The following is a 24698-nucleotide window of genomic DNA, read 5'->3' on the forward strand; positions in this document are numbered from 1 at the left end:
TCGGGAAAACCAGCCGTTCGCACTGATTGTCCGACGGGTTGTGACCTTCTGTTCATGATCGGCGACGGACCTCCGGGAGTGGCCCGGGGCTCACACTTCCACCTCGTCGCGCTCAGGCCCCACGCATGCTACCCGCAGCGCGGCGACGATAGCGGCCGCCATCCGGGGCACCTCGGCGGGCTCCAGCGGGGCCCGGGAGATCGCCATCCGCCAGTAGACCGGGCCGACGATGAGATCGACGGCGGCGCGCCGGTCGGTGTCCGGGGACAGCTCACCGCGTTCGACCGCCCGGCCGATCAGGATCCGGCCCACGGCCTGCTGGTAGTCGTCCAGGGCGGCCTGCAGCTTCTCCGCGATCTGCGGGTTGCGGGCCGCCTCGGCCAGCAGGTCCGGGATGATCTGCGCGGCCAGCCGGTGACGCAACGCGCGCGCCATCACGTGCAACAGGATCTCCAGGTCGCCGAGGAGGCTGCCGGTGTCCAGCAGCGGGATGTTGCGCCCCGCCACCGCCGAGACCATGTCCAGCACCAGGTCGAGCTTCGAACGCCAGCGGCGGTAGATGGCGGTCTTGCTCACACCGGCCCGGCGGGCCACCGCCTCGATGGAGAGGCGACCGTAGCCCACCTCGGCCAGTTCCTGCATCACGGCGGCGCGGATGGCACTGGTGATCTCCCCGCGCAGCACCGCCGCACCGGCCGGGGCACGCCTCTTCTCGGTCGTCACGTGGAACAATGTAGCGCAACGACGGTACGGTTGCGTCCCGACGTTCGGTGGACTACCTTCCATGCAGCAGCGAGGCGGCTCCTCCCCGCCCGGCCACGCTGGATCTCACCGCACTGCTCCCCATCAGCACGAAAGATCGGAGCGCCTGAACATGGCCAACACCGCGGTGGCCGACCCCGAATCCGGACTGACCAGGGCCCAGCTGGCCCAGCGGTACGGGCTACGGGTGGCCGGCGAACGACCGGCTCTGGGTGAGTACGCCCGCCGGTTGTGGGCGTACCGGCACTTCATGACCGCGTACTCGCGGGCGAAGGTCGCCTCCTCGCTGAGCAACACCCAGCTCGGCCAGCTCTGGCAGGTGCTGACGCCGCTCACCAACGCGGCCGTCTACTTCCTGATCTTCGGCCTGATCCTGGCCCAGAGCCGGAGCGTGCCGAACTTCATCGCGTACCTGTGCACCGGCGTCTTCGTCTTCATCTTCACGCAGACGGCGGCGACGAACGGCGTGAGCGCGATCACCGGCAACCTGGGCCTGATCCGGGCGCTCCAGTTCCCCCGGGCCGCGCTGCCGATCACCGTCACGCTGGTCCAGCTCCAGCAGCTACTCATGTCGATGGTCGTGCTGGCCGCCATCGTGCTGATCACCGGCGAGCCGATCACCCTGCGCTGGGTCCTGATCGTCCCGATGCTGCTGCTCCAGACGATCTTCAACGTCGGGCTGAGCATGGTCATGGCCCGCCTCGGCTCCAAGGCCGCCGACCTCAAGCAGGTCATGCCGTTCGTGATGCGCACCTGGCTGTACGCCTCCGGCGTGCTCTACCCGGTGGCGCTCATCCGCGAGCACCTGCCGAGCTGGGCGGCCAACATCCTGGAGTGGAACCCGCCGCTGGTCTTCATCGAGCTGGCCCGCTACGCGCTGCTCGAATCGCACCAGGCGAACCTGATCAGCTCCCCGCTGAAGCTGTGGGCGATGGGCCTGCTCTGGGCGATCGTGATGGGCGTCGGCGGATTCGTCTACTTCTGGCGCGGAGAGAAGGAGTACGGCCGTGGCTGAGCAGACCCTGCCGCTGAACGCCGGCCCGGTTGTCGACTCGGGCCGCGTCCCCACCGTGGTGGTGGACGACGTGCACGTGATCTACCGGATCCACAAGGGCGCGAGCGGCGGCACCACCGCGGTCTCCGCGCTCAAGCGGATCGTCTCCCGCACCAAGGCGCCGAACATCCGCGAGGTGCACGCGGTCAAGGGCGTCAGCTTCACCGCGTACGAGGGTGAGGCGATCGGCCTGATCGGCAGCAACGGCTCCGGCAAGTCCACGCTGCTGCGCGCCATCGCCGGGCTGCTCCCGCCGGCCCGCGGCGCCGTCTACACCCAGGGCCAGCCGTCGCTGCTCGGCGTCAACGCCGCGCTGCTCAACGACCTGTCCGGCGAGCGCAACGTGGTGCTCGGCTGCCTCGCCATGGGCATGCACCCGGACGAGGTCAAGCGGATCGCCCCGGAGATCATCGAGTTCTCCGGAATCAACGAGCGCGGCGACTTCGCCTCGCTGCCGATGCGCACCTACTCCTCCGGCATGGGCGCGCGGCTGCGCTTCGCGATCTCCTCGGCGAAGAAGCACGACGTGCTGCTCATCGACGAGGCGCTGGCCACCGGCGACCGCAAGTTCCGGGTCCGCAGCGAGCAGCGGGTCCGCGAGCTGCGCGACAGCGCCGGCACCGTCTTCCTGGTCAGCCACTCGATCGGCTCGATCCGGGACACCTGCGAACGGACCATCTGGCTGGAGAGCGGCGTCCTGAAGATGGACGGCCCCACCAAGGAGGTCTGCGACGCGTACGAGAACCAGAAGTAGCGCCCCGGAGCGCACCGCACCGGGTTCCGCCCGGAGCGGTGCGCTCCCGCGTACGCGTTAAGGTTTCCGGACCCATCCCCTTTCACCCAGAGTGAGGTACGGCAATGACGCAGGACCACACCACCGCACCGGACGCCGCGCCGGCGAGCCCGGCACCCTGGCGCCCCGCGCGTACGGTGGCCGTGATCCTCGCCGGGGGGACCGGCACGCGCCTCGGGCTGGGCATCCCGAAGCAGCTTCTCAAGATCGCCGGTAAGCCGATCATCGAGCACACCCTGGCCGTCTTCGAGGCCGCACCCGAGATCGACGAGATCGTCGTGCTGATGGCCACCGGGCACGTGCCGGACGCGCAGCGCATCGTCGCCGACGCCGGCTTCCGCAAGGTCACCAAGGTGATCGAGGGCGGCGAGACCCGCAACGACACCACCCGGATCGCGCTCGACGCGGTCGGCGAGGGCGACGTCAACATCCTCTTCCACGACGCGGTCCGCCCGCTGGTCAGCGCCCGGATCGTGCGCGAGTGCGTGAACGCGCTCTGGACGTACTCGGCTGTCGACGTGGCCATCCCGTCCGCCGACACGATCATCCAGGTGGACGCGGACGACTGCATCACCGACATCCCGGTCCGCTCCCGGCTGCGCCGCGGCCAGACCCCGCAGGCGTTCCGCTCCGGCACCATCCGCGAGGCGTACCGCCGGGCCGAGGGCGACCCCGACTTCGCCGCCACCGACGACTGCGGCGTGGTGCTGCGCTACCTGCCCGGCACGCCGATCAAGGTGATCGACGGCTCGGACGAGAACATCAAGGTCACCCACCCGGTCGACGTGCACCTGGCCGACAAGCTGTTCCAGCTCGCCGCCGCCCAGGCGCCCCGCCTGACCGACCACCGCAGCTACGCCGAGGAGCTGACCGGCCGGACCATCGTGGTCTTCGGCGGCAGCTACGGCATCGGCCACGACCTGACCGAGCTGGCCCGCGGCTACGGCGCCCAGGTCTTCCCGTTCAGCCGCTCCACCACCGGCACGCACGTCGAGCGCGCCGAGGACGTGGCCGCCGCGCTGAAGACCGCGTTCGAGGCGACCGGCCGGATCGACCACGTCGTGGTCACCGCCGGCATCCTGGAGAAGGGTGCGCTGGCCGAGATGGACTCCGAGACGATGGACCGTCTCCTGCACGTCAACTTCGTCGGCCCGGTCACCATCGCGCGCCAGTCGTTGCCGTACCTCCAGCAGACAAAGGGTCAGCTGCTGCTCTACACGTCCAGCTCCTACACCCGGGGCCGGGCCCGCTACGCGCTGTACTCGGCCACCAAGGCCGCGCTGGTCAACCTGACGCAGGCGCTCGCCGACGAGTGGGCCGAGTTCGGCGTCCGGGTCAACTGCGTCAACCCGGAACGCACCGCCACCCCGATGCGGACGCGGGCGTTCGGCGAGGAGCCGGAGCACACGCTGCTCTCCTCCGAGGCGGTCGCGCAGGCGTCCCTGGACGTGCTGATCTCCGAACTGACCGGCCAGGTGGTCGACGTGCGCCGGGCCCCCGGCGAGCAGGTGGCCGCCGTACCGGCCCAGCCGGGCCCGGACCGGTCCGAGCTGTCCGCCGACGCCTGAATCCGACGGGACGTACCAGATGCGTGGTGACCTGGTCCGCAAGCTGCTCGCCCGGGTGCTGACCACCGGGCTGGCGGTGCTGGCCTTCCTCGTCGTGGCGCTCACCGGGGCCACCGGCTGGGGCCTGGCCCTGGCGGTGGCGGCGCTCGCCGCCACCGCCTGGGAGCGCCGGGTCCGGCCGTCGGCCGACGGGCTCGCCGAGACGGTGCTCGTCGCCGCCGGCATCCTGGTCGGCTACGCGCGTCGCCTCGACGACGGCTTCGACCCGGCGCTGGCCGCCACCGCGCTGGTCCTGCTCGGCCTGGTGCTGCTGGTCGGCCCGCTGCGGCAGGCCGGCGCGCTGGAGATCCGGGCGGCGAACCTCCCGGTCCGTACGTGGACACCCGTGGTCGCCGCCCGGCTCGGCGACGCGCTGCTGGTGCTGCTCGCCGTGGTGGCGCTCGCCGCCGCCCTGGCACTTCCCGCCTGGACGGCGCTCGCCGCCGCGCTGCTCGTCGGCGCCGGATGCGGTGCGGTCGCGCTGGACCTCGCCCGGCGCCGGTTCCGGCCGCCCGCCGGAGGTGGACCGGTCGGCCGGGCGCTGCGCCGCCACCAGCCCGAGTTCCTGCTGCACTTCTCCGCCCCGCCCGGCTCGGAGTACCAGGTCACCATGTGGCTGCCGTACCTGGAGCGGATCGGCCGCCCGTTCGTGGTGGTGCTGCGCGAGCCGGAGTTCCTGGCGACGGTGGCCGCCGCCACCAGCGCCCCGGTGGTCCTCTGCCCCACGCTGAAGGCGCTGGACGAGGCGCTGGTGCCGAGCCTGCGGGTGGCGTTCTACGTCAACCACGGCGCGAAGAACGCCCACGTGATCCGGTTCAACCAGCTCACCCACGTGCAGTTGCACCACGGCGACAGCGACAAGGCGCCAAGCGCCAACCCGGTCTCGGCCATCTTCGACAAGATCTTCGTGGCCGGGCAGGCGGCGATCGACAGGTACGCCCGCGCCGGCGTGGAGATCCCCGCCGACAAGTTCGTCGTGGTCGGCCGCCCCCAGGTCGAGGCCATCGAGGTACGCCGGGAGCCGGTCACCCCGCCGGCGCACCCGACGGTCCTCTACACCCCGACCTGGACCGGGCACCACGCCGACGCCAACTACTGCTCGCTGCCGGTGGCCGAGACGCTGATCCGCCGGCTGATCGACCGGGGCGCCGCGGTGATCCTGCGCGCCCACCCGTACACCGACAAGAACCCGGCCTCGGCCCGCCAGCTCGCCCGGCTCACCGAACTGCTCGCCGCCGACCGGGCGAAGACCGGCCGGCCGCACCTGTTCGGTGCCGCCGCGAGCCGCGCGCTGACGCTCACCGAGTGCGTCAACCGCGCCGACGCGCTGGTCTCCGACGTATCAGGGGTCATCTCCGACTGGCTCTACTCCGGCAAGCCGTACGCGGTCACCGACACCGGTGCCGACGGCGAGCACTTCGTCGAGCGGTTCCCGCTCGCGGCGTCCGGCTACGTGCTGCGGCGGGACATGTCCAACGTGGACGACGTGCTCACCGGCCTGCTCGACGCCGACCCGAAGGCGGCGCAACGCTGGGCGGCCCGGACGCGTTACCTGGGCGACTTCCCCGCCGACGGGTACGCCGAGGCGTTCCTCGCCGCCGCCCGCCGCGAGCTGGAGCCCGACTGGGCGGTCCCGGCGCCGCGCGCCGAGGTGTAGGCCCGCTCAGAGGTACGGGTCGAGCAGGGCGAGTACCGCCTCCGGGTCCTCGACGTGCGCGTTGTGGCCCAGCCCGGGCAGCGTGGCCACCGGTGCGCCCAGTTCCTTGAGCTGCGCGTCGGTCACCATCGGGTCCAGCTCGCCCCGGGCCAGCAGCACGGGCACGTCGGTGGCGGACAGCAGCACCGGCAACCGGGGCTCGCCGACCGCGAACGCGGCCGGGTCCATGGCGAGCCGCCAGCGGCCGTCCTCCCGCCGCAGCCCCGCCTCCACCACCGGGTGGTCCGGGGCGAACAGCCCGGCGAGCCCGGACACCCGCAGGTAGCGGCGAGCCGCCTCGTCCCGGGTGGCGAACCAGGTGACCGGCCGGGCGGCCAGCTCCTGCGACTTCGCCAGTTCGGCCGGGGACCAGACCGCCTTGATGCCGAGCCCCATGACCGCGTCGACCGGATGTCCCCGCTGCCGGGCCGCGAGCGCCAGTGCCACCACCCCGCCGAGCGAGTGCCCGAGCACCACCAGCCGGTCGTCGGGGCCGAGCCGGACCGGGCCGAGCCCGTCGGCGACGCGCTGGGCCAGGGCTTCGAACGAGTAGCCGGGCAGCGGCGGCGACCAGCCGTGACCCGCGAGGTCGGGGGCGAGCCAGCGGCCGGGCCAGCGGCGCTCCAGCAGCGGTGCCCAGGGCAGCCACACCTCGCCGGTGGCGCCCATGCCGTGCAGGAGAATCAGGTGCCGCTTCCCCGTCGTATCGCCCATTGGCGCAGTCTGCCACCGCCCGCACCGGTCAGGCGAGACCGAACCCGCCCGCCCCGCCCACACCATCGACCTGTCAGTGGAGTTGTCAAGGGCTCCCGGCTCCGAGAGATCTTGGTACCAAACGGCCCGCATAGGGGCCCTTTCCCACCAAGATCTCCACCGATCCCACCTTGCGCCCGGGCCGCCCCGAAACCTCTGCGATCTTGGAGTTGTGGCACCTTCCATCGCGGGCGAGCCGGACACACTGGGCGCCACAAGTCCAAGATCGGCGCGCAAGGGCGCGTGCGAGGGCCGCGCCGGCACCCCGGAACGGGGTGCCGGCCTCCGGCGTGTCAGGACGGTCAGGCGGAGTAGCCGCGGCTGGCGATCCAGTGCGCCAGGTCGATAGTGGTGACCCAGTACGACGGCAGCGACGGGTCGGCCGAGTCGGCGATCCGCACGGTCCGGCCGTCGTCCTTGTAGCCGACCACCGCGACGTAGTGGCCGCCCGGGAACGAGTGCCAGCCGCCGTTGGTGTCGGTGGCGGTACCGGCGACGTTCGCGACGATCCCGCGGCCGTCGTTGATCGCCTCGACCACGTCGGCCTGGAGGCGGTCCATCTGGGCCGGAGTGGCCGAGCCGGGAATCATCCGGGTCCGGTACGGGTCGCCATTGACCTGCTGGTTGAGCACCCGGGTGGTGTCCTCGGCCGAGTTGGTGCCCATCTCGGTGGTACCGAGAGGGCCGGCGAGCGCGTCCTGGGTGCGCTCGATGCCGGCGGCGCTGAGCGCGTTGCGCACGGCGGCCGGGCCGCAGTAGAAGTAGTTGATCTGCGCCTGGTAGTCGTAGTCGAGCGACTTGCTCGACGGCGGCTTCGGCTCGGCCTCGGGCGTGGTGTCCGGGTCGGCCGCGGCCTTGGCCGGCCGGGCGGTTGTCGGCGACGCGCTGGGCACGGCGGAGGCGCTGGGCGCGGCGGAGACGCTGGGCGACGCCTGCGGTACGGCGATGCGGGCCTCGCTGCGGGCGGCGGGCTGCTCGCCGAGGCGGGCGGCGCCGAGATCGGCGACCGCCGCGGTGTTCTCCTGGACCGGGGCGTCGTCACCGGCGGTGGCGACGGTGCCGGCGCCGGCGGCCAGCACCAGCGCGGCGGCCGATCCGGCGATGATCCGGTACGGACGTTCGGTGACGATCCGTCGCAGTTGACGCTTCAGGTGGTGCTTCACGAAATCCTCCACGGGGCGTGTGGCGCAGGCCGGCCCGGCACGCGGAGGAACTCACACGTGCTGAACGGGCCGGATGGCCGGGGGATCGGGAACGCCCGTGATGCCGGGCGCTCGAGGGGGCGGTTTTGCCGGTCGCGCGTCAGGCCGGCGCGGGCACCGCGTCGCCGTGGAGGCGGGGGGACGATCGAGGGATGGGCACGAGGGGTACTCCTTCCGTGGCCGCCGACCGGGTTAGCTGACGGATTCGGGCGGGAAGTACGCCCTACCGCGGGCCGTGGGCTCGCGGATTCACCCCGATGTTGCTCGTGGGTCCCCGGTTCGTGGAACACGATTAGGCGGGTCGGTGCGGCGTCGCCGTCGGCGATCGATTACCGCATCGGACCGCGCCGACACTACCGGTGGGTATGTCCGATGCCAAGCACTCCCACCTGCGTAAACGTGATCTGCGGTAACGGATTTCGGAACACCCTGTTACTCACTTCACTCAATGGGACAAGCAGTTTCGACGGCACCGCGCGGCGGAAAGCGGACAGACCGCGACCACCGGGCCGGCAATTGCGCGACTCGATGACCCGTTCTGCGCCCGGCGCCCGTTTCGGTAACGCGGGTGACCGGGCTCACCACATTCCGGGTAACGATTCGGTCGAGACGGCCGTCTCAGCCCACCCGGGCCGGGCGCCACCGGGCGTTGCGGACCGACGCGGGCACCGGCACGGGGCTCGTCGTCGCGCTCTCGTACGCCGGGGCGGGCCGCAGCGCCGCCGCGGCCGCGTACGCCTCGGCGGCGAGCGTCCGGGCGGCCTCGGCAGCCAGTTCCGCGTCCCGCCAGGCCGCCCGCTCCCGCGCGGCGGCGCTCTCCCATCCGGCCCGGCGCCCGTCCCTGATGGTCCGGGCCAGCACGATCTCCTGCTCGGCCGGGTGCCGGCGCGGATCCCACCCGTTGCGGCCCGCCAGCACGTCGGCGAGCTGGCGGGCGGTCAGGTCGCCCCGCCAGTGCGCGGTCATGGCGGCGTGGTGCAGCCAGCGTTCCCGGGCCGCGTACTCCGCCGGGGTGCGAGGCGTGCGCGGGGCGGCCAGCGCGGCGGCGCCGGCCAGGCGGCGGGCGGCGGCGTCCGCCTCGTCGTACGCGGTCCAGGCCCGGTCCGCCTCGTCCTGCTCGGCCAGCCACCGCTCCCGGCGGCGACCGGCCGTCTGGGCGGCCCCGGCGGCTGCCACCGCCACCTCCTCGGCGTACCGGACCAGGTCGTCGCGGCGGGCGGCGTCGGCGTCGGCCGGTTCGGCGACGGCATCCGGTGCGGGGTCGCGTTCGGGGCGGGCGACGAGCGCGGCGAGCAGGCCGAGGGCGAGCAGCAGCAGGAAGGACCAGATGGCGGCGGCCTCGGGCACGGAGGTGAGGAAGTGGTACAGAGCGGTCTGCGACATGGTCGGCACCTCATCGGAAGGACCTGGCGGGAGGGCCCGCACGACCTCGCCGGGCGGCCGGTGCAAGGGCGCCGGGGGCGGGTGCGGAGATGAGTTCGGTGGGTGCGGGGAACGGGCGCGGCCCGTGGGCGGATCAGCGGGCGGGCGGGGCCCGTGGGCCGGCCGGCGCGGCGGTCCGGCCGGCTGGGACCGGCTCCGCGACGGCCGGGGCGGCGGCCCGGGGCGCGGGCCCCGGAACCCCGGCGGGACCGGCGTGCCGCTCGGCGACGCGGTCGACTTCCGGCCGCCCGGCGGTCGGGGCGTCCACGACCGGGTACGCCGACGCGGCGACCGCCGGAGCCGGGGCGGCAGCGGCGACACCGGCCGGCAGCGTGGCGGCGCCGGACGAACAGGCGACGACCACGGCGAGACTGGCGAGCATCCGGGCGGTCCAGCGCGCCACCCACCACACGGGGCAGGTAAGCGCGATCGGAAGCACGGGTACAAACTACCGCCGATCCCTCACGAGCACACCGCCGCACGGCGTGTCGCGGATCGACCGGCGGACGTGTGCGCGGGTCAGTCCGGGCGACGCCGCCCGGCGTACTCGATGCCCTCGGCCGGACCGGTGACGGGCCTCGCGCCGTCGTCGGCGGCCGGGCCGGCGGTTGCCTCGGCGGGCTCGCGCGGAGCCGGCACGGCCGGTGCGCGCGACGCCGCGCGGGCCCGGCGGGACGGGCCGAGCAGGCGCATCATCGGCACCTCCACCCAGCGGTGCAGCGCGGCGGCCAGCGCGAGCGTGACCACCAGGAAGCCGAGCACCGCGACCGGGCCGCGCCAGCCGGGCAGCCCGGTCCCCCAGTGCCCGGTCAGCCGCAGCACGGTGACCATGACCAGCACGTGCACCAGGTAGAAGGCGAACGAGACCTCACCGAGCCAGACCATCGCCCGGGACCGCCAGGGGGTGCGCCGGCCACGCACGTCGGCGTCCGCCGCGGCGGCGATGACCAGCAGGTACGCGACCGCGAGCAGCGCCGCCCAGAACTCGGCCGGGATCCACAGCGCGGCGACCACCCAGGTGGCGACGAAGATCCCGGTGGCGGCGGCGAGGTTCGGTCCGCGCCAGCGGTGCCGGCGCATCAGCTCGGCGGCGGCCACGCCCATCCAGAACTCCAGCGACCGGGTCACCGGGAAGATCTGGGTGAACCACCACCGCTGCTCCTCCGGCACGAGGTGCTGGCCGGGCCACAGCGCCAGGATAAGCAGCGGCGCCGCGACCAGCACGGTGCGCAGCACGCCGGTACGGGCCCGGCGCAGCCACGGCACCACGAGCGGCAGGCACAGGTAGAAGGCCAGCTCGCAGGAGAGCGACCAGCTCACGTTGTTGACGCTGTAGAAGTAGCCGCCCAGCGGGATCCACGCCTGGACCAGGAAGAAGTTGGCGATCGCGGCCCACGGCACCACCGGGTCGGCGAACCAGGCCGCGACCGCCAGCGCCGCGACGAACGTCACCACGTGGTTCGGGTAGATCTTGGCGAACCGGCGGCGCAGGAACGTCCACGCGCGCTCCCCGTCCCGGTACGACCAGACCAGCACGAACCCGCTGAGGATGAAGAAGAACTCGACGCCGGACAGGCCCAGGCTGAACGCCTTGTCCACCACGGTCTTCAGGTGCGGCTCGGCGACGATCCCCATGGTGCCGGCATGGAAGCCAAAGACCAGCAGCGCGGCGACCCACCGCAATCCGGTCAGCGACGGCAGTCGTGGGGCACGGGTGACGGTCGGCGCGCTGGTCATTCCGGGCACCCTACCCCGGGAGAACAGGGACGTTCCCGGCGAGCCGACGTCCGCTCGGCTCCGCCGGGGCGGCGGATAGGATTCCTGTTCCTGCACGCGCCGGAGCCCACCCGGCTCCCGCCCGCACACCGGGCCGTACGGAAGGTGAGCGAACCGGATGCACCAGCGGATCCTGCTCCGCGCCCGCAAGGGCCCGTTCGACGTCCTCACACCGGAGGAGACGTTCGCCGGCAACTGGATCGGGGACAACAGCGGCAACCTGGTCTTCAGCCACGCCGCGCACAAGCTGCTCGCCACCTCCACGGCCGAGATCACCGCGACCCGCAGCCCGGCCGGGCCGCGCCTCGCCGACGAGATCAACGAGCGGCACGACGTGTTCGTCGTACCGCTCGCCAACGCGTTCCGGCGCAGCTTCGTGCACCGCCTGACGCCGCTGACCAAGCTGATCGAGCGGCTGAAGATCCCGGTGGTGGTGCTCGGCGTCGGCGTGCAGACGAACGTCGACGGCGACCGCGAGTACCTGCGGCCGATCGACGAGCCGGTCCGCGCGTTCTGCAAGGCCGTGCTGGACCGGTCGCACAGCATCGGCGTACGCGGCGAGGTGACCGAGAGCTACCTCAACGCGCTGGGCTTCTCCGCGGTGGAGCAGATCGGCTGTCCGTCGATGTTCCTGCACGGCGAGGAGTTCCGCCTGGAGAAGACCCGGCCGGAGCTGACCGCCGACTCGAAGGTCGCGCTCACCATCTCCCCGTACGTCCGCTCGATGGCCTCGGTGGTCCGCCACCACCAGGAGCGCTACCCGAACCTCTGCTACATCCCGCAGGACCTGCGGACGCTCGGCACCCTGCTCTACGGCGACGCGCCCGAGCACCGGGGCCAGAGCAGCGACATCCCGCTGCACACCTCGCACCCGCTGTTCGCCGAGGACAAGGTGCGCATGTTCGTCGACCCGTGGACCTGGATGTCGCACCTGTCCGGGTACGACTTCGCGTTCGGCACCCGCATCCACGGCACCATCACGGCGCTCGTCGCCGGCACGCCCGGCTATCTGTTCGCCCACGACTCGCGCACGTTGGAACTGGCCCGCTACTTCGGCATCCCGCACCGGATCATGCGGGACGTGCCGGCCGACGTCGACGCCGCCGACCTCTACGCGGAGGCCGACTACACCGCGCTCAACGACGGCCACAAGGCCCGCTTCGAGACCATCACCGCGTTCCTGGCCAAGCACGACCTCGGCACCTCGTTCGGCGACGGCGACAGCGCCGCGCGTTTCGACCGCCGGGTGGCCGAGACGGTGTTCCCGCCGGCCGTCCGGCCCGCCGCCGCCACCCCGCCGGCCGAGCTGCTGACCCGCATCGAGCGGCTGCGCGACGAGAACGCCAAGCTCACCGCCACCGTCGACGCGGTCCGCTCGCAGCAGCTCCGGGAGCGGATCAAGCAGGCCGTCCCGGGCACGGTCCGCCGGATGCTGCGACGCTGATCGTCGTACGCCTGTTCGAGGGCACGGTACGATCGGCTGCGTGCCCGACGCGTACCAGCCCTCGATGCTCGACCTGGCCGAGCAGGGCCCGGCCCTGGGCCCGCTCGCCGGGGCGCTGCGCCGGCACGAGCTGAGCCGGGGCGCCTGGATCGACCACCTGCCCGGCTGGGTACGCGGCTCCGACGAGGTGCTCGACACGCTGCGCCACGACGTGCCGTGGCGGGCCGAACGCCGGACCATGTACGACACCGAGGTCGACGTGCCCCGGCTGCTCTGCTGGTACGCCGCCGGCCGCCCGCTGCCGCACCCGGTGCTCACCGCGGCCCGGGAAGCGCTCACCCGCCACTACGCGCCCGAGCTGGGCGAACCGTTCGTGACCGCCGGCATGTGCCTCTACCGCGACGGCCGCGACAGCGTGGCCTGGCACGGCGACACCCACGGCCGCTCCGCGCACACCGACACCATGGTGGCGATCGTCTCGTTCGGTTCCCCGCGCGCGCTGCTGCTGCGACCTCGTGACGGAGGCGGCGGCCTGCGGTTCCCGCTCGGCCACGGCGACCTCGTGGTGATGGGCGGCTCCTGCCAGCGCACCTGGGAGCACGCCGTGCCGAAGACCACCCGGCCGGTCGGCCCCCGGGTCAGTGTCCAGTTCCGTCCCACCGGCGTCGCCTGAGCCCGGGGCGGGCCCACATCCGGGCAGGGTACGTGCTAGAAACAACTCCCAGGGTCGATCACGCCCCCGTCACCCGATGACGCGAAGGGCGACCGATGACCCAGTCCCCCACCCCCCGCTGGTCCCCGTGGACCCTGCACGGCGACGGCCGCCAGGTACGCCCCGGCGACGTGGTCGCGCCCGACGAACGGCTCTCCTGGCCGCGCACCATCGGCGTGGGCGTGCAGCACGTGGTCGCCATGTTCGGCGCCACCTTCACCGTCCCGCTGATCACCGGGTTCCCGCCCGCCACCACACTGCTGTTCTCCGGGCTCGGCACGCTGCTGTTCCTGCTGATCACCGGCAACCGGCTGCCCTCGTACCTCGGCTCGTCGTTCGCGTTCATCGCGCCGGTGCTGGCGGCGAAGACCGACGGCGGCATCGGCGCGGCCCTCGGCGGCATCGTCGTCGCGGGCGTCGCGCTGGCGATCGTCGGCGTGGTGGTGCAGGTGGCCGGTTCCCGCTGGATCGACGCGCTGATGCCGCCAGTGGTCACCGGCGCGATCGTCATGCTGATCGGCCTCAACCTCGCGCCGGTCGCCTGGGACGGCGACGGCTCCGGCACCGGCGTGAAGGCCCAGCCGCTGATCGCCGTGATCACCCTCGCCGCGATCCTGCTCACCACTGTGCTGTTCCGCGGCTTCGCGGCGCGGCTGTCGATCCTCGTCGGCGTGGTGGTCGGCTGGGTGGTCGCCGCGTTCACCGGCAACCTCGACCAGCAGGCCGTCAGCGGGCTGCGCCAGGCGGACTGGATCGGATTCCCCGAGTTCCACACGCCGAGCTTCGACGCGCGCGCCGTCGTACTGGTCATCCCGGTGATCCTGGTGCTGATCGCGGAGAACGCCGGGCACGTCAAGGCGGTCGCCGCGATGACCGGCCGCAACCTGGACCGCGACATGGGCCGGGCGCTGCTCGGCGACGGCGTCGCCACGGTGCTGGCCGGGTCCGGCGGCGGTTCCGGCACCACCACGTACGCGGAGAACATCGGCGTGATGGCGGCGACCCGCGTCTACTCCACCGCCGCGTACTGGGTGGCCGGCGGCACCGCGATCCTGCTCGGGCTCTGCCCGAAGTTCGGCGCGCTGATCCTGACCGTGCCGGCCGGTGTGCTCGGGGGCGCCACCACCGCCCTGTACGGCCTGATCGCCATCCTGGGCGCCCGCATCTGGATCGAGAGCCGGGTCGACTTCCACGACCCGATCAACCTGTTCACCGCCGCGGTGGCGGTGATCATCGGCGCCGCCAACTACACGCTTGCCGCCGGTGACCTGTCGTTCAACGGCATCGCGCTGGGTACCGCCGCCGCCCTGGTCATCTACCACGGGATGCGCTTGATCGCCCGCCTGCGTGGCACCACCCCCGAGTCCCGCCAGTCCCCCGCCCCCGAACTCTGACCCCGCCCCCGCCCCCTGCCCCTGCCCCTGCCCCTGCCCCTGCCCCTGCCCCTGCCCCTGCCCCTGCCCCTGCCGATCATGAGGTCAGCGGCGCAACTCGCCCGACTCACGCCCGCCAACCTCATGATCAACCGCGCGGAGTGGGGGCGAGTACCCAGCCGCCCGGAACTCGCCAGCCGCCCGGGCCACCCGCTGCGGTGATCAAGGAGTTTGTGGTTGGCGGGAGCCGGGAAAGGCCGCAAACTCCTTGATCAACCGGGTCGGGCAGGGCCGAGACGGGTGGGGTCGGGTCAGGAGGGCAGGCCGGCAGGTCGGGGCCGGAGGCTGGGCCGCCGGGCCGGGTGCGCGGGCGAGGGCGAAAGACGAGCTGGCGCGACTGCGCGTTGGGGCGGGAGTCAGGCGCCCCGCCCCCCACCTCGTCAGTCGCGGTCGATGTGGTGGCCCACCACGGTGGGGCCCAGCATCACGGCGAAACCGGAGCCGTCACGGCGCGGGTCGGCCGGGGGCAGCTCCACCGGGTCGCCGGTGGCCGTCGCGCCCACCGGCCGCGGGCCGATCCACGCCACCGACAGCTCCACCTCACCCTTGAGGAACCGCTGCGCGCGTACGCCGCCGGTCGCCCTCCCCTTCGCCGGATACGCCTTGAACGGCGTCACCTTCACCGTGGCGCCGGTCGACGTGACCACCATCGGCTCACCGTGCTTCGCGTCGTCGGTGCGGATCGCGCCGAAGAAGACCACCCGGGCGTCGCCTGGCAGGTTGATGCCGGCCATGCCGCCGCCCTTGAGCCCCTGCGGGCGTACCACGGAGGCGGCGAAGCGCAGCAGCGACGCCTCCGAGGAGACGAACGCCAACGTCTCGGCGCCGTCGGTCAGCCACGTCGCGCCGACCACCTCGTCGCCGTCGCGCAGCGAGATCACCTCGAACTCGTCGGAGCGGACCGGCCAGTCCGGGGCGCACACCTTCACCACGCCCGCCCGGGTGCCGAGCGCCAGGCCGGGCGACCCCTGCGCGGACGGACCCAGTGGGGCGAGCCCGACCACCGTCTCGCCCGGCTCCAGCGGCGCCAGTTCCGCCGCCGACATGCCGCCACGCAGCGACACCGTGCCGGACTGCTCCGGCAGCACCGGCAACGGCAGCACGTCGATCTTGAACGCGCGGCCGGCACTGGTCACCAGCAGCACCCGGCCGCGGGCGGTGGAGTGCACGATCGCGCGTACCGCGTCGTGCTTGACCCGGCCGCTGCGCCGCCGCGCCTCGGCGGCCTCCTCCGACTCGGCCGCGGTGCGTGCCACCAACCCGGTGGCGGAGAGGATGACCTGGCACGGGTCGTCGGCGACCTCCAGCGGACCGGCGGGCACCGAGGCGGCCAGCACCTCCTTGAGGTCACCGTCGACGAGCGTGGTGCGCCGCGGCGCGCCGAACTGCTTGACCACCGCGGCCAACTCGTCGGAGACCACCTTCCGCAGCACCCTGTCGTCGTCCAGGATCTTCGACAGCTCGGCGATCTCGCCGCGCAGCTTCTCCTGCTCGGCCTCCAGTTCCAGCCGGTCGTACCTGGTCAGCCGGCGCAGCGGAGTGTCCAGAATGTAGCTCGCCTGGATCTCCGAGAGCTTGAACTTCTGCATCAGGCCGTCCTTGGCGGCCTGCGCGTCCTCGCTGGCGCGGATCAGCTTCACCACCCGGTCGATGTCGAGCAGGGCGATCAGCAGACCGTCGACCAGGTGCAGGCGCTCCTCCCGCTTGCGCTTGCGGTACGCGCTGCGCCGGGTCACCACCTCGTAGCGGTGCGCCAGGAACACGTCGAGCAGTTCCTTGAGCCCCAGCGTGCGGGGCTGGCCGTCGACGAGCACCAGGTTGTTCACGCCGAAGGACTGCTCCAGCGGGGTGAGCCGGTAGAGGTCGGCCAGCAGGGCCTGCGGGTTCACGCCGACCTTGCACTCCACCACCAGCCGGGTGCCGTTCTCCCGGTCGGTGAGGTCCTTGACGTCGGCGATTCCGGTGAGCCGCTTGGTCTTGTTCACCTCGTTGGTGATGGCCGCGATGACCTTCTCGGCGCCGACGCCGTACGGCAACTCGGTGACCGTGATGGCCTGCCGGCCGCGGCTGCCCTCCAGCGGGCCGATCTCCACCCGGCCGCGCATGCGCACCACGCCGCGCCCGGTCTCGTACGCGCGGCGCACCTCGTCCAGGCCGAGCAGCAACCCGCCGGTGGGCAGGTCGGGGCCGGGCACGAACTCCATGATCTTGTCCAGCGTGGCGTCCGGGTGGTTGATCAGCCAGCGGGCGGCCTGGACCACCTCACCGAGGTTGTGCGGGATCATGTTTGTGGCCATGCCGACCGCGATGCCTGACGCGCCGTTGACGAGCAGGTTCGGGAACGCCGCCGGCAGCACCGTGGGCTGGGTCAGCGAGCCGTCGTAGTTCGGCTCGACGTCGACAGTGTCCTCACCCAGCTCGCCGACGAGCAGCATCGCCTCCCGGGACATCCGGGCCTCGGTGTTGTGGTTGACGAAACCACCGGCCAGGAAGGAATGGTCGGCGGATTCGACTCGAACGGAATAGACCTCCGCCGGCTCGTCGGAAGAGACCGCGGCGACCTTCTCGTACCGATAGCCCGCATCCATGACGGGCAGGATCGTGGCAAGGATCTCGGTGTCCTTGATGCGATCGATGATGCGGAGTCGTTCGGTCTCCCACCGCTCGACACGATCGAAGTTGTGGCTGGTGAGCCACTTACGTCCGCTGCCCCGACGATCGAAGTCGATGCTGCTGCGTACGTACTCGGCCACAAAGGGGACATGGTCCTGACTGAGCCGATGCGGGCGCAGCGGCGCGTGCCGCAGCATCTTGGCCAGCACCGCCTGCTTGGTACGGAGAAAGCCGACACGAGTTGCGAACGCCCCGATGTTTCGCGTCCCGGATATCACCAAGCGGTGCTCCACCGAGCCACTGGGCCGGGTGTAGTGGCGTCGACAGGCGATCACACCGAACTCCGCGAGCAGTTCTTGAACCTCCCGAGTCAGACGCTCGCTATAGCTCGTGTACTGGATGGTGAAGCTGTTGTTGGCGACGCGGACTCCGCCGTCACCTTCGAAGAGGGCCATCAGGAAGGCCCGCTTGATGCCCCAACCCCCTGCCCAGACGAACTCGGGCACGAACTTGTCCCTCGCCTGGTGACCGATGAGCTCGGCGAGTGGACTCGCTCGGAAGGCCTCCATCCCGCCGGCGACGTCCTGGACGTCGAGTTCGTATATGCGGCGACGGTCTCGGCGCGTGTGCCGGTCGCTGACGTAGCGTCGTCCAGCCACGACATGGTCGTAGGCATGCAGGACCTCGCCGAAGAAGTGCTCGTCGGTATTGCTGAATCCTGCCCGCGACTCGCTCGCGAAGCCTTCAGAGACCCAGGCACCACCGAGCACGCCGAGCATGTACTCACGGGCGGTGGGGACGACCTGGTTCCATGCGTTCCGAGCGATACAGACCACCGAGCCCGGCGTCACCTCGTCGAGCCGACGCCACTGGAAGACAGGGACGCCCACCGGAGCTTCGAGGCAGAGAACCAGATGATTCTCACTACCACGCAGGGAGAATCCGGTCTCAGTCGTGATGCGGAGCGTCGGGTGGACGCCCGAGTTGAAGACCTTGTTGACCCGGACCGCTTTGCCGTCCTTGTCAAGGACTTCGAAATCGGCCTCCGCCTCGCTGTTCGGCGGCAGGTCGACCACATCCCCGATCCGTGGGCTGCTGCCGTCGGCCAAGCGGATCCGGGTGTCACCCACGACGCAGTAGCGCGCCGCGGCCGGGCCGTCATCCGGGCTGCCGAAGTTGCCGTGCCCGTCGATGAGCGGGACGTTGAGCGAGAAGTCCTGGGCCAGCCGCACCATCGCGTCGTAGATGGCGGTGTCGCCGTGGGGATGGTACTTGCCCATTGCGTCGCCGACGATGCGGGCGCTCTTGACGTGACTGCGATCCGGGCGGTGGCCCTGTTCGTACATCGACCACAGGATGCGCCGGTGCACCGGCTTGAGCCCGTCGCGCGCGTCGGGCAGGGCGCGGGAGTGGATGACCGAGAACGCGTACTCCAGGTAGGAGTCCGAGACCTCGGTGACCAGCGGGTTGTCGAAGACGCGGGCGCCGGCCTGGTCGAAGGCGGCCAGGTCCGCCTTCGTGCGGTCGTCCTTGCGGCGTGCCATGGTGTGCGTTTCCTTCCAGACGAACCCGTTGGTCAGGCGTCGATGGCGTCGCGGTCGACCCGGTCGGCGGAGTCGATCAGCCAGTTGCGGCGGGGCTCGACCTTCTCCCCCATGAGCAGTTCGAGGATCCGTTCGGCGGCCTCGACGTCGTCGAGCGTGATCCGGCGGACCGCCCGGGTGGCCGGGTTCATGGTGGTCTCCCACAGCTCGTCGGCGTCCATCTCACCGAGGCCCTTGAAGCGCGGGATCGGCGTGACGATCTGCTTGCCGGCCTTCTCCAGCTTGCGGACAGTCGCCTCCATCTCGGCCTGGGTGTAGGTGTAGACGGTCTGCGGGCTGCGCCCCTTCGTGGTGATCTTGTGCAGGGGCGGCATCGCCGCGTAGAGCCGCCCGGCCTCGATCAGCGGCCGCATGTAGCGGGCGAACAGCGTGATCAGCAGGGTACGGATGTGGGCGCCGTCGACGTCCGCGTCGGCCATGATGAGCACCCGGCCGTAGCGCAGGGCGGACAGGTCGAACGTGCGGCCCGAGCCGGCGCCGAGCACCTGCACGATCGCGGCGCACTCGGCGTTGTCCAGCACCTGCTGGAGGTTGGCCTTCTGCACGTTGAGGATCTTGCCGCGGATCGGCAGCAGCGCCTGGTATTCGGAGGACCGCGCGAGGCGCCCCGTCCCGAGGGCGCTGTCCCCCTCCACGATGAACAGCTCACTTCTCTCGATGCCCGCGGCCCGGCAGTCGACGAGCTTGGCCGGCATGGCCGCGCCCTCCAGCGCGGTCTTGCGGCGGGCGGCGTCCTTCTGCTGCTTCTGGGTGAGCCGGACCCGGGCCGCGTCGACGATCTTCTGCAGCACCGTACGGGCCTCGGCCTTGGTCCGGCGGTCGTCCAGCCAGCTCTTGAGGTGCGTCTCGACGAGCCCTTGGAGCACCTTGGTGATGCCGGCGGTGGACAGTTCGTCCTTGGTCTGCGAGGTGAACTGCGGCTCGGGGATGCGCACGTGCACCACCGCCGTCATGCCCTCCAGGACGTCGTCCAGCGTGGGCGCGTCCTCCTTGGGCTTGAGCAGGCCGCGGGCGTTGCGGGCGGCCTCGGCGAGGGTACGGGCCAGCGCCCGTTCGAAGCCCTTGCGGTGGGTGCCGCCGTGCGCGTTGCGGATGGTGTTGGTGAAGCACTCGACGGTGCGTTCGTAGCCGGTGCCCCAGCGGAACGCCACCTCGACCTCGGCGCGGCGCTGCACGTTGGACTGCATCACGCCGTTGGCGTCGGCAGCGTTCTCCCGGTAGGTGCCCTCGCCGGTGACCAGCAGCGTGCCGGAGACCGGCCGGTCGCCGGCCGGGGCGAGGAACTCCACCATGTCGGTGAGCCCGTCGGGGAAGTGGAAGCGCTCCTCGACGGCTTCCTCGCCGGTCTCGTCGCGCAGCCGGTAGGCCACGCCGGGGACGAGGAACGCGGTGTTGCGCAGCTTGAGCCGGACGGCCTCGGTGTCGAGCGCGGCGCCGGTCTCGAAGTAGCGCGGGTCGTGCCACCAGCGGATCGAGGTGCCGGTGCGCTGTCCGCGCTTCATCGCGCCGACGATCTGGAGGCCGGGGCCGGGGGTGAACGGCGCGTCCGGCCCGTCGCCGTCGAAGACGCCCGGCACGCCGTGGCGGAACGACATGGCGTTGACCTTGCCGCCGCGCCGGACGGTGACGTCGAAGCGGCGGGACAGTGCGTTGACCGCTGACGCGCCGACGCCGTGCAGGCCGCCGGAGGTCTTGTAGCCGGAGCCGCCGAACTTGCCGCCGGCGTGCAGGCGGGTCAGCACCAGCTCGACGCCGGAGATGCCGGACTTGGCGTGCACGTCGGTGGGGATGCCCCGGCCGTCGTCGTCGACCTGGACCGACCCGTCGGCGTGCAGGATCACGTCGACGGTCGTGGCGTGACCGGCGACACCCTCGTCGGTCGAGTTGTCGAGGATCTCGTTGACGAGGTGACCCACGCCACGGCTGTCGGTCGAGCCGATGTACATGCCCGGGCGCTTGCGGACGGCGTCGAGGCCCTCCAGATGCGTCAGGTCGTCGGCCCCGTAGAGGGTCTCAGGCTGTGCGGTCAACTGGTCGTACTCCCAGGTCTCGGCGGTGTGGTGCCGTTCACCGTGTGATCCCCCCACGATGATCGCCGGGCGCGGCGCGCCGGAGCGAGCCTAGCCGGGTGCCCCGACAGGTCGGCGGCACCGGGGCGGTGCGTTGCGCGATCGGCCTGCCGGCCGTGACCGCGCCGGGGGCCGTGTACGGCGGCCGGTGGGACGGGTTGGGGGTCCGGGCGGCACAACGCCCCGGGCGCCGGATGTCTTCCCCGGCGGGGGCCGCTGATGTCGGACCATTGACGTCCGTCACACGCGCGTGATCTGATCGCCCCCCTGAAGAATCTTTCACATTTCGATGTCTGGGAGGTCGGGCATGACCGTGTTCCGTCGTTCCGTGCTCGCGGCGGCGCTGGCGCTCGCCACGGTGGCGTTACCCGCCGCCGCGGCGCCCGCCCGGCCGGCCGCCGCCGCGCTGCCCACCGCTGCGGTGGCGCTGGGAGACAGCTTCATCAGTGGTGAGGGCGCCGGGGCGTACACGTCGGTGGTGGACGTCAACGGGGTGGCCCAGGGCTTCCCCGGCTGGTCCGCCGCCAACGCCAACGCCTACTTCTGCCACCGCTCGCCGAACGCCTCGCTGTTCCAGGCCGACCTGCCCGGCATCTCCGCGCGGTTCAACCTGGCCTGCTCGGGCGGTCAGCCGTACGACATCGCGAACGCCTCGTCGACCCGGGCCACTGGGCGGCAGGTGGCCGCCCAGCTCGACCAGCTCCGGTCGGTGGCGCGGACCCACGACATCGACCTGGTGCTCGTCGGCCTCGGCTCGAACAACAGCTCGTTCACGTTCGGCAGCGTGGCGGAGAAGTGCGCCAACCGGTTCATCGCCGACGCGTGGACCGGCTGGTGGGAGTTCTGGGCATACCTGGGCGGGCCGGTGGAGCAGAAGCCGTGCACCGACGCCGACCTGGGCACGGCCGCGCAGTTCGCCGCCGCCACCACGGAGACCACCACGGCGTTGCGGCAGCTGCTGGCCACGCTCGACGAGATCGACGCCGACGGCCAGCACCGGGTGGTCTTCCAGGACTACACCAACCCGCTGCCGTACGAGCTGGACCAGCGCTACTGGACCGAGGACAGCCGCGACGACACCCGGGACAAGTTCCGCGCGCTGGGCGCCGAGCGGTACGCGGCCGGCTGCCCGATCCACCGGGCCAGTCTGGCGCCCGGACACCGCTTCTCGCAGGGGCTCGGCACGCTCGTCAGCTCGGTCCGCGGCACGCTCGCCGGTGAGTTCCCGCAGGACGACCTGGTCTACCTGAACGTGCAGCGCGCGTTCGACGGCGCCCGGCTCTGCGAGTCGACCGGCAGCCCGGGTAACGCCCTGGCCACGCCGATCCGGCTGATGGACGGCCCGACCGGCACGTTCGTCACCAGCCTCTCCGGGTACGACAAGCTCGACATCCAGCGGATCGCCAACGCCTGCGGCACGTACTTCCAGACCTGCCAGGAGTCGTGGCACCCGAACGCCGCCGGGCACAAGGTGCTCGGCCGGTGCCTGGCCGGCGCGGCGGCGACCGGCGCCCGTACCGTCTCCTGCGTCCGCGCCCCGGACGGCACGGTGAGTGTGAGCTGAGCCCGGCACTGACGCCGGGCAGAACCGGCCCGGCGTCAGTGCCGGATCGCGGTGCCGAGGACGTGCGGCGAGGCCGGGCCCGGCAGCCCGGCCGGCGGGAAGCGGAAGCGGTGGAGCGTGGTCACCTCGAAACCGGCGGTCCCGATCGCGGCCACCGTGTCCCGGGCGGTGTGGCATCCGGCGCAGAACAGCGGCCAGAGCGTGGCGTCGGCCAGGCGCTGGGCCCGCCGCAGGCCGGGCGTGGATGCCACCACGTGTTCGTAGAAGCGCAGTTCGCCGCCGGGCCGCAGCGCCCGGCGCGCCTCCCTCAGCGCGACCGCCTGGTCCGGCACCGAGCAGAGCACGAGCGACAGCACCACCGCGTCGGCGGCACCGTCGGCGACCGGCAGCGCCTCGGCGAGACCGGCGGCGACGGTCACCGGTACCGGGGCGCCGGGTGCGGCGGCGCGGGCCAGGGCGCGCAGGCGTGGTTCCGGTTCGACGGCGACCACCCGGGTCACCCCCGATGGGTAGTGCGCGAGGTTGCGCCCGTTGCCGGCGCCGACCTCGACCACCCGGCCGCGCAGCCCGGCGACGAGGCGGGCGCGGTGCTCGGACATGCCGGCCTGGTCCATGGCGACACTGGCGCGGGCGAAGAGCCGGGAGAAGATGGGGTGGGAGACGGCCATCAGCGACCGGCCGGTGGCGCGCCGAGGCTGAGCAGGAGCGGGCCGGCGGATCCGTCGACCAGGTCGCCGAGGCGTACCCCGTCGAGCACGGCGAGGAAGGCGGCCTGCGCGCGGCGCAGCTCGCCGCGCAGCCGGCACTCGGCGACCAGCGGGCAGACCGGCTGCGCGCAGTCGACCACCTCGCCGTCGCCCTCGAAGGCGCGGACCACCAGGCCGACGGTGATGTCGCCGGCGTGTTCGGCGAAGGCCACGCCACCGGAGCGGCCCCGGATGGTCACCAGGACGCCGATGCGTTGCAGCCGCTGCACCACCTTGGCGACGTGGCTGCGGGGCAGTTCGAGCCGGGTGGCGAGTTCGTCGACTGTGGCCCGGACCGGGGAAGCGGCGGTCAGCATGGCGATCCGCAGCGCCATGTCGGTCGACCGGTTGAGCCTCACGCACCGACCCTAGCCACTCGGCGCCGTCCAGGACACCTGCGGATTCACGGTGACCCATGCCACTGCGGCACCGGGACCTTAGACCCTAGAAGAGTGGGGACCGGTCCTGGACCGGATCGCCCACAAGCACGCCTCGCTCGGCATCACCGCCACCCAGTACCCGATCGTCGGTCGCCACCTGCTCGCCGCGGTCGGCGAGGTGCTCGGCGACGCGGTCACCCCGGAGGTGGCCGCCGCCTGGGACGAGGTCTACTGGCTGCTGGCCTGCGAGCTGATCGCCCGCGAGGCGCGGCTCTACGCGGGTGCCGGCGTACCCGAGGGCGGCCCGGTGTGGCGGGACTGGCGGGTGACCGGCCGGGCCCGGGAGAGCGCCGACGTCGTCTCGCTCACCCTCGCGCCGGCCGACGGTGGCGCCGCGCCCGGCTTCACCCCCGGCCGGTACGTCTCGGTCGCGGTCGACCTGGACGGTGGCCGAGGGCAGCAGATCCGCCAGTACAGCCTCTCCGGCCGCCCCGGCGCCGGCCAGTGGCGGATCACCGTGAAGCGGGTACGCGGCGAGCGCGGCGCACCCGACGGCATGGTCTCCGGTCACCTGCACGACCGGGTGACCGTCGGCGACACGCTGCGGCTCAGCCCGGCGTTCGGCGAGGTCGACGCCACCGCCGGCGACGGGCCGCTGTTGCTGGTCAGCGCCGGCATCGGACTCACGCCGGCGATGGCGGCGCTGGCCCACCTGGCCGACCGCGACCCCGGACGGCGGGTGACGCTGGCGCACGCCGACCGGGACGCCGAGGCGCACGCGCTGCGCGCGGAACTCCCCGCGCTCCAGCAGCAGCTGCCGAATCTGGCCGTTCACCTCTGGTATCTCGACGCCGCCGGGGCCGACCTGCCCGGCCTGAAGGCGGAGGTGTCCCCCGGCCTGATCGACCCGGACCGGATCCCGCTGCCCGCCGGAGTGGCCGCGCACCTGTGCGGTCCGGTCGCGTTCATGAACCTGGTCCGGGCCGGCCTACTGCGCCGGGGTGTGCCGGCCGAGCGGATCGCCTACGAGGTGTTCGGTCCCGGGATGCTGCCGGGCTGACCCCCGGC

At 72.3% G+C, this 24698-nt stretch carries 17 protein-coding genes, 4 pseudogenes and 1 riboswitch; of the genes and pseudogenes, 9 read left to right on the forward strand and 12 right to left on the reverse strand.

What is annotated here, in order from left to right:
* Positions 1-90: 90 nt before the first annotated feature.
* Positions 91-723: a TetR/AcrR family transcriptional regulator gene (locus tag GA0070215_RS10175; RefSeq protein WP_091044474.1), complete on the reverse strand. Its 633-nt coding sequence runs from the start codon at positions 721-723 to the stop codon at positions 91-93.
* A 151-nt stretch (positions 724-874) separates the two neighbouring features.
* Here GA0070215_RS10175 and GA0070215_RS10180 point away from each other — a divergent pair, with 151 nt between their 5' ends.
* From GA0070215_RS10180 to GA0070215_RS10195, 4 genes are all read left to right on the forward strand, one after another.
* The gene (locus GA0070215_RS10180; protein WP_018784869.1) at positions 875-1777 is read left to right on the forward strand and encodes an ABC transporter permease; all 903 of its coding nucleotides are present in this window, start codon (positions 875-877) and stop codon (positions 1775-1777) included.
* Positions 1770-2570, forward strand: a complete 801-nt coding sequence (locus GA0070215_RS10185) for an ABC transporter ATP-binding protein (RefSeq protein WP_018784868.1) — start codon at positions 1770-1772, stop codon at positions 2568-2570. Before GA0070215_RS10180 ends, GA0070215_RS10185 begins: the two co-directional genes overlap by 8 nt.
* A gap of 104 nt (positions 2571-2674) precedes the next feature.
* Entirely contained in the window at positions 2675-4177 is a 1503-nt protein-coding gene (locus tag GA0070215_RS10190) for a bifunctional cytidylyltransferase/SDR family oxidoreductase (RefSeq protein WP_091044476.1), read from the forward strand.
* Positions 4178-4196: 19 nt separating this feature from the next.
* On the forward strand, positions 4197-5873 hold the full coding sequence (locus GA0070215_RS10195; RefSeq protein ID WP_018784866.1) for a CDP-glycerol glycerophosphotransferase family protein: 1677 nt from the start codon (positions 4197-4199) through the stop codon (positions 5871-5873).
* A 6-nt stretch (positions 5874-5879) separates the two neighbouring features.
* On the opposite strand, the gene GA0070215_RS10200 is transcribed toward GA0070215_RS10195, so the two are convergent.
* The 5 genes from GA0070215_RS10200 to GA0070215_RS10220 form a co-directional block, all read right to left on the reverse strand.
* A complete protein-coding gene (locus tag GA0070215_RS10200; protein ID WP_091044479.1) occupies positions 5880-6626 on the reverse strand; it encodes an alpha/beta fold hydrolase in 747 nt (248 codons plus the stop codon).
* Between the two features lie 341 nt (positions 6627-6967).
* A complete protein-coding gene (locus GA0070215_RS10205) occupies positions 6968-7840 on the reverse strand; it encodes a C39 family peptidase (protein WP_208600319.1) in 873 nt (290 codons plus the stop codon).
* Between the two features lie 193 nt (positions 7841-8033).
* Positions 8034-8176: riboswitch (cyclic di-AMP (ydaO/yuaA leader) on the reverse strand.
* A gap of 309 nt (positions 8177-8485) precedes the next feature.
* Positions 8486-9250, reverse strand: a complete 765-nt coding sequence (locus GA0070215_RS10210) for a hypothetical protein (protein WP_091044487.1) — start codon at positions 9248-9250, stop codon at positions 8486-8488.
* Positions 9251-9383: 133 nt separating this feature from the next.
* Positions 9384-9692, reverse strand: a complete 309-nt coding sequence (locus GA0070215_RS10215) for a hypothetical protein (protein ID WP_244166940.1) — start codon at positions 9690-9692, stop codon at positions 9384-9386.
* Between the two features lie 116 nt (positions 9693-9808).
* Positions 9809-11026, reverse strand: coding sequence for an acyltransferase family protein (locus tag GA0070215_RS10220; protein WP_018784861.1), 1218 nt, complete (start codon positions 11024-11026; stop codon positions 9809-9811).
* Between the two features lie 157 nt (positions 11027-11183).
* Here GA0070215_RS10220 and GA0070215_RS10225 point away from each other — a divergent pair, with 157 nt between their 5' ends.
* From GA0070215_RS10225 to GA0070215_RS10235, 3 genes are all read left to right on the forward strand, one after another.
* Positions 11184-12509 (forward strand): polysaccharide pyruvyl transferase family protein, encoded by a 1326-nt coding sequence (locus GA0070215_RS10225; RefSeq protein WP_018784860.1) that lies wholly within the window; start codon positions 11184-11186, stop codon positions 12507-12509.
* 40 nt (positions 12510-12549) lie between these two features.
* A complete protein-coding gene (locus GA0070215_RS10230; RefSeq protein WP_091044493.1) occupies positions 12550-13182 on the forward strand; it encodes an alpha-ketoglutarate-dependent dioxygenase AlkB in 633 nt (210 codons plus the stop codon).
* Positions 13183-13277: 95 nt separating this feature from the next.
* Positions 13278-14615 carry a uracil-xanthine permease family protein gene (locus GA0070215_RS10235; protein WP_018784858.1) on the forward strand — a complete coding sequence of 446 codons (1338 nt, stop codon included), beginning with the start codon at positions 13278-13280 and terminating at the stop codon, positions 14613-14615.
* Between the two features lie 419 nt (positions 14616-15034).
* On the opposite strand, the pseudogene GA0070215_RS29670 reads toward GA0070215_RS10235, so the two are convergent.
* The 4 genes and pseudogenes from GA0070215_RS29670 to GA0070215_RS10250 form a co-directional block, all read right to left on the reverse strand.
* Positions 15035-17116, reverse strand: a pseudogene (locus GA0070215_RS29670) (DNA gyrase subunit A); the annotation flags it as partial.
* Positions 17117-17509: 393 nt separating this feature from the next.
* Positions 17510-18046: pseudogene (locus GA0070215_RS29815) on the reverse strand (LAGLIDADG family homing endonuclease); the annotation flags it as partial.
* A gap of 138 nt (positions 18047-18184) precedes the next feature.
* Positions 18185-18811: pseudogene (locus GA0070215_RS29680) on the reverse strand (DNA gyrase subunit A); the annotation flags it as partial.
* A 32-nt stretch (positions 18812-18843) separates the two neighbouring features.
* Positions 18844-20901, reverse strand: coding sequence for a DNA topoisomerase IV subunit B (locus GA0070215_RS10250; RefSeq protein ID WP_091044819.1), 2058 nt, complete (start codon positions 20899-20901; stop codon positions 18844-18846).
* A 346-nt stretch (positions 20902-21247) separates the two neighbouring features.
* Here GA0070215_RS10250 and GA0070215_RS10255 point away from each other — a divergent pair, with 346 nt between their 5' ends.
* Positions 21248-22504 (forward strand): SGNH/GDSL hydrolase family protein, encoded by a 1257-nt coding sequence (locus GA0070215_RS10255; protein WP_091044499.1) that lies wholly within the window; start codon positions 21248-21250, stop codon positions 22502-22504.
* A gap of 35 nt (positions 22505-22539) precedes the next feature.
* On the opposite strand, the gene GA0070215_RS10260 is transcribed toward GA0070215_RS10255, so the two are convergent.
* Both GA0070215_RS10260 and GA0070215_RS10265 read right to left on the reverse strand, forming a co-directional pair.
* Complete coding sequence (locus tag GA0070215_RS10260) at positions 22540-23172, reverse strand: class I SAM-dependent methyltransferase (protein WP_018786511.1); 633 nt, start codon at positions 23170-23172, stop codon at positions 22540-22542.
* Entirely contained in the window at positions 23172-23609 is a 438-nt protein-coding gene (locus tag GA0070215_RS10265; protein ID WP_018786510.1) for an RrF2 family transcriptional regulator, read from the reverse strand. Before GA0070215_RS10265 ends, GA0070215_RS10260 begins: the two co-directional genes overlap by 1 nt.
* Positions 23610-23703: 94 nt before the next feature.
* Between GA0070215_RS10265 and GA0070215_RS10270 the strand changes: the two are divergent.
* Positions 23704-24690 (forward strand): annotated as a pseudogene (locus GA0070215_RS10270) (globin domain-containing protein); the annotation flags it as partial.
* Between the last annotated feature and the right edge of the window lie 8 nt (positions 24691-24698).

It is taken from the genome of Micromonospora marina, from assembly GCF_900091565.1.
GTDB lineage: Bacteria > Actinomycetota > Actinomycetes > Mycobacteriales > Micromonosporaceae > Micromonospora > Micromonospora marina.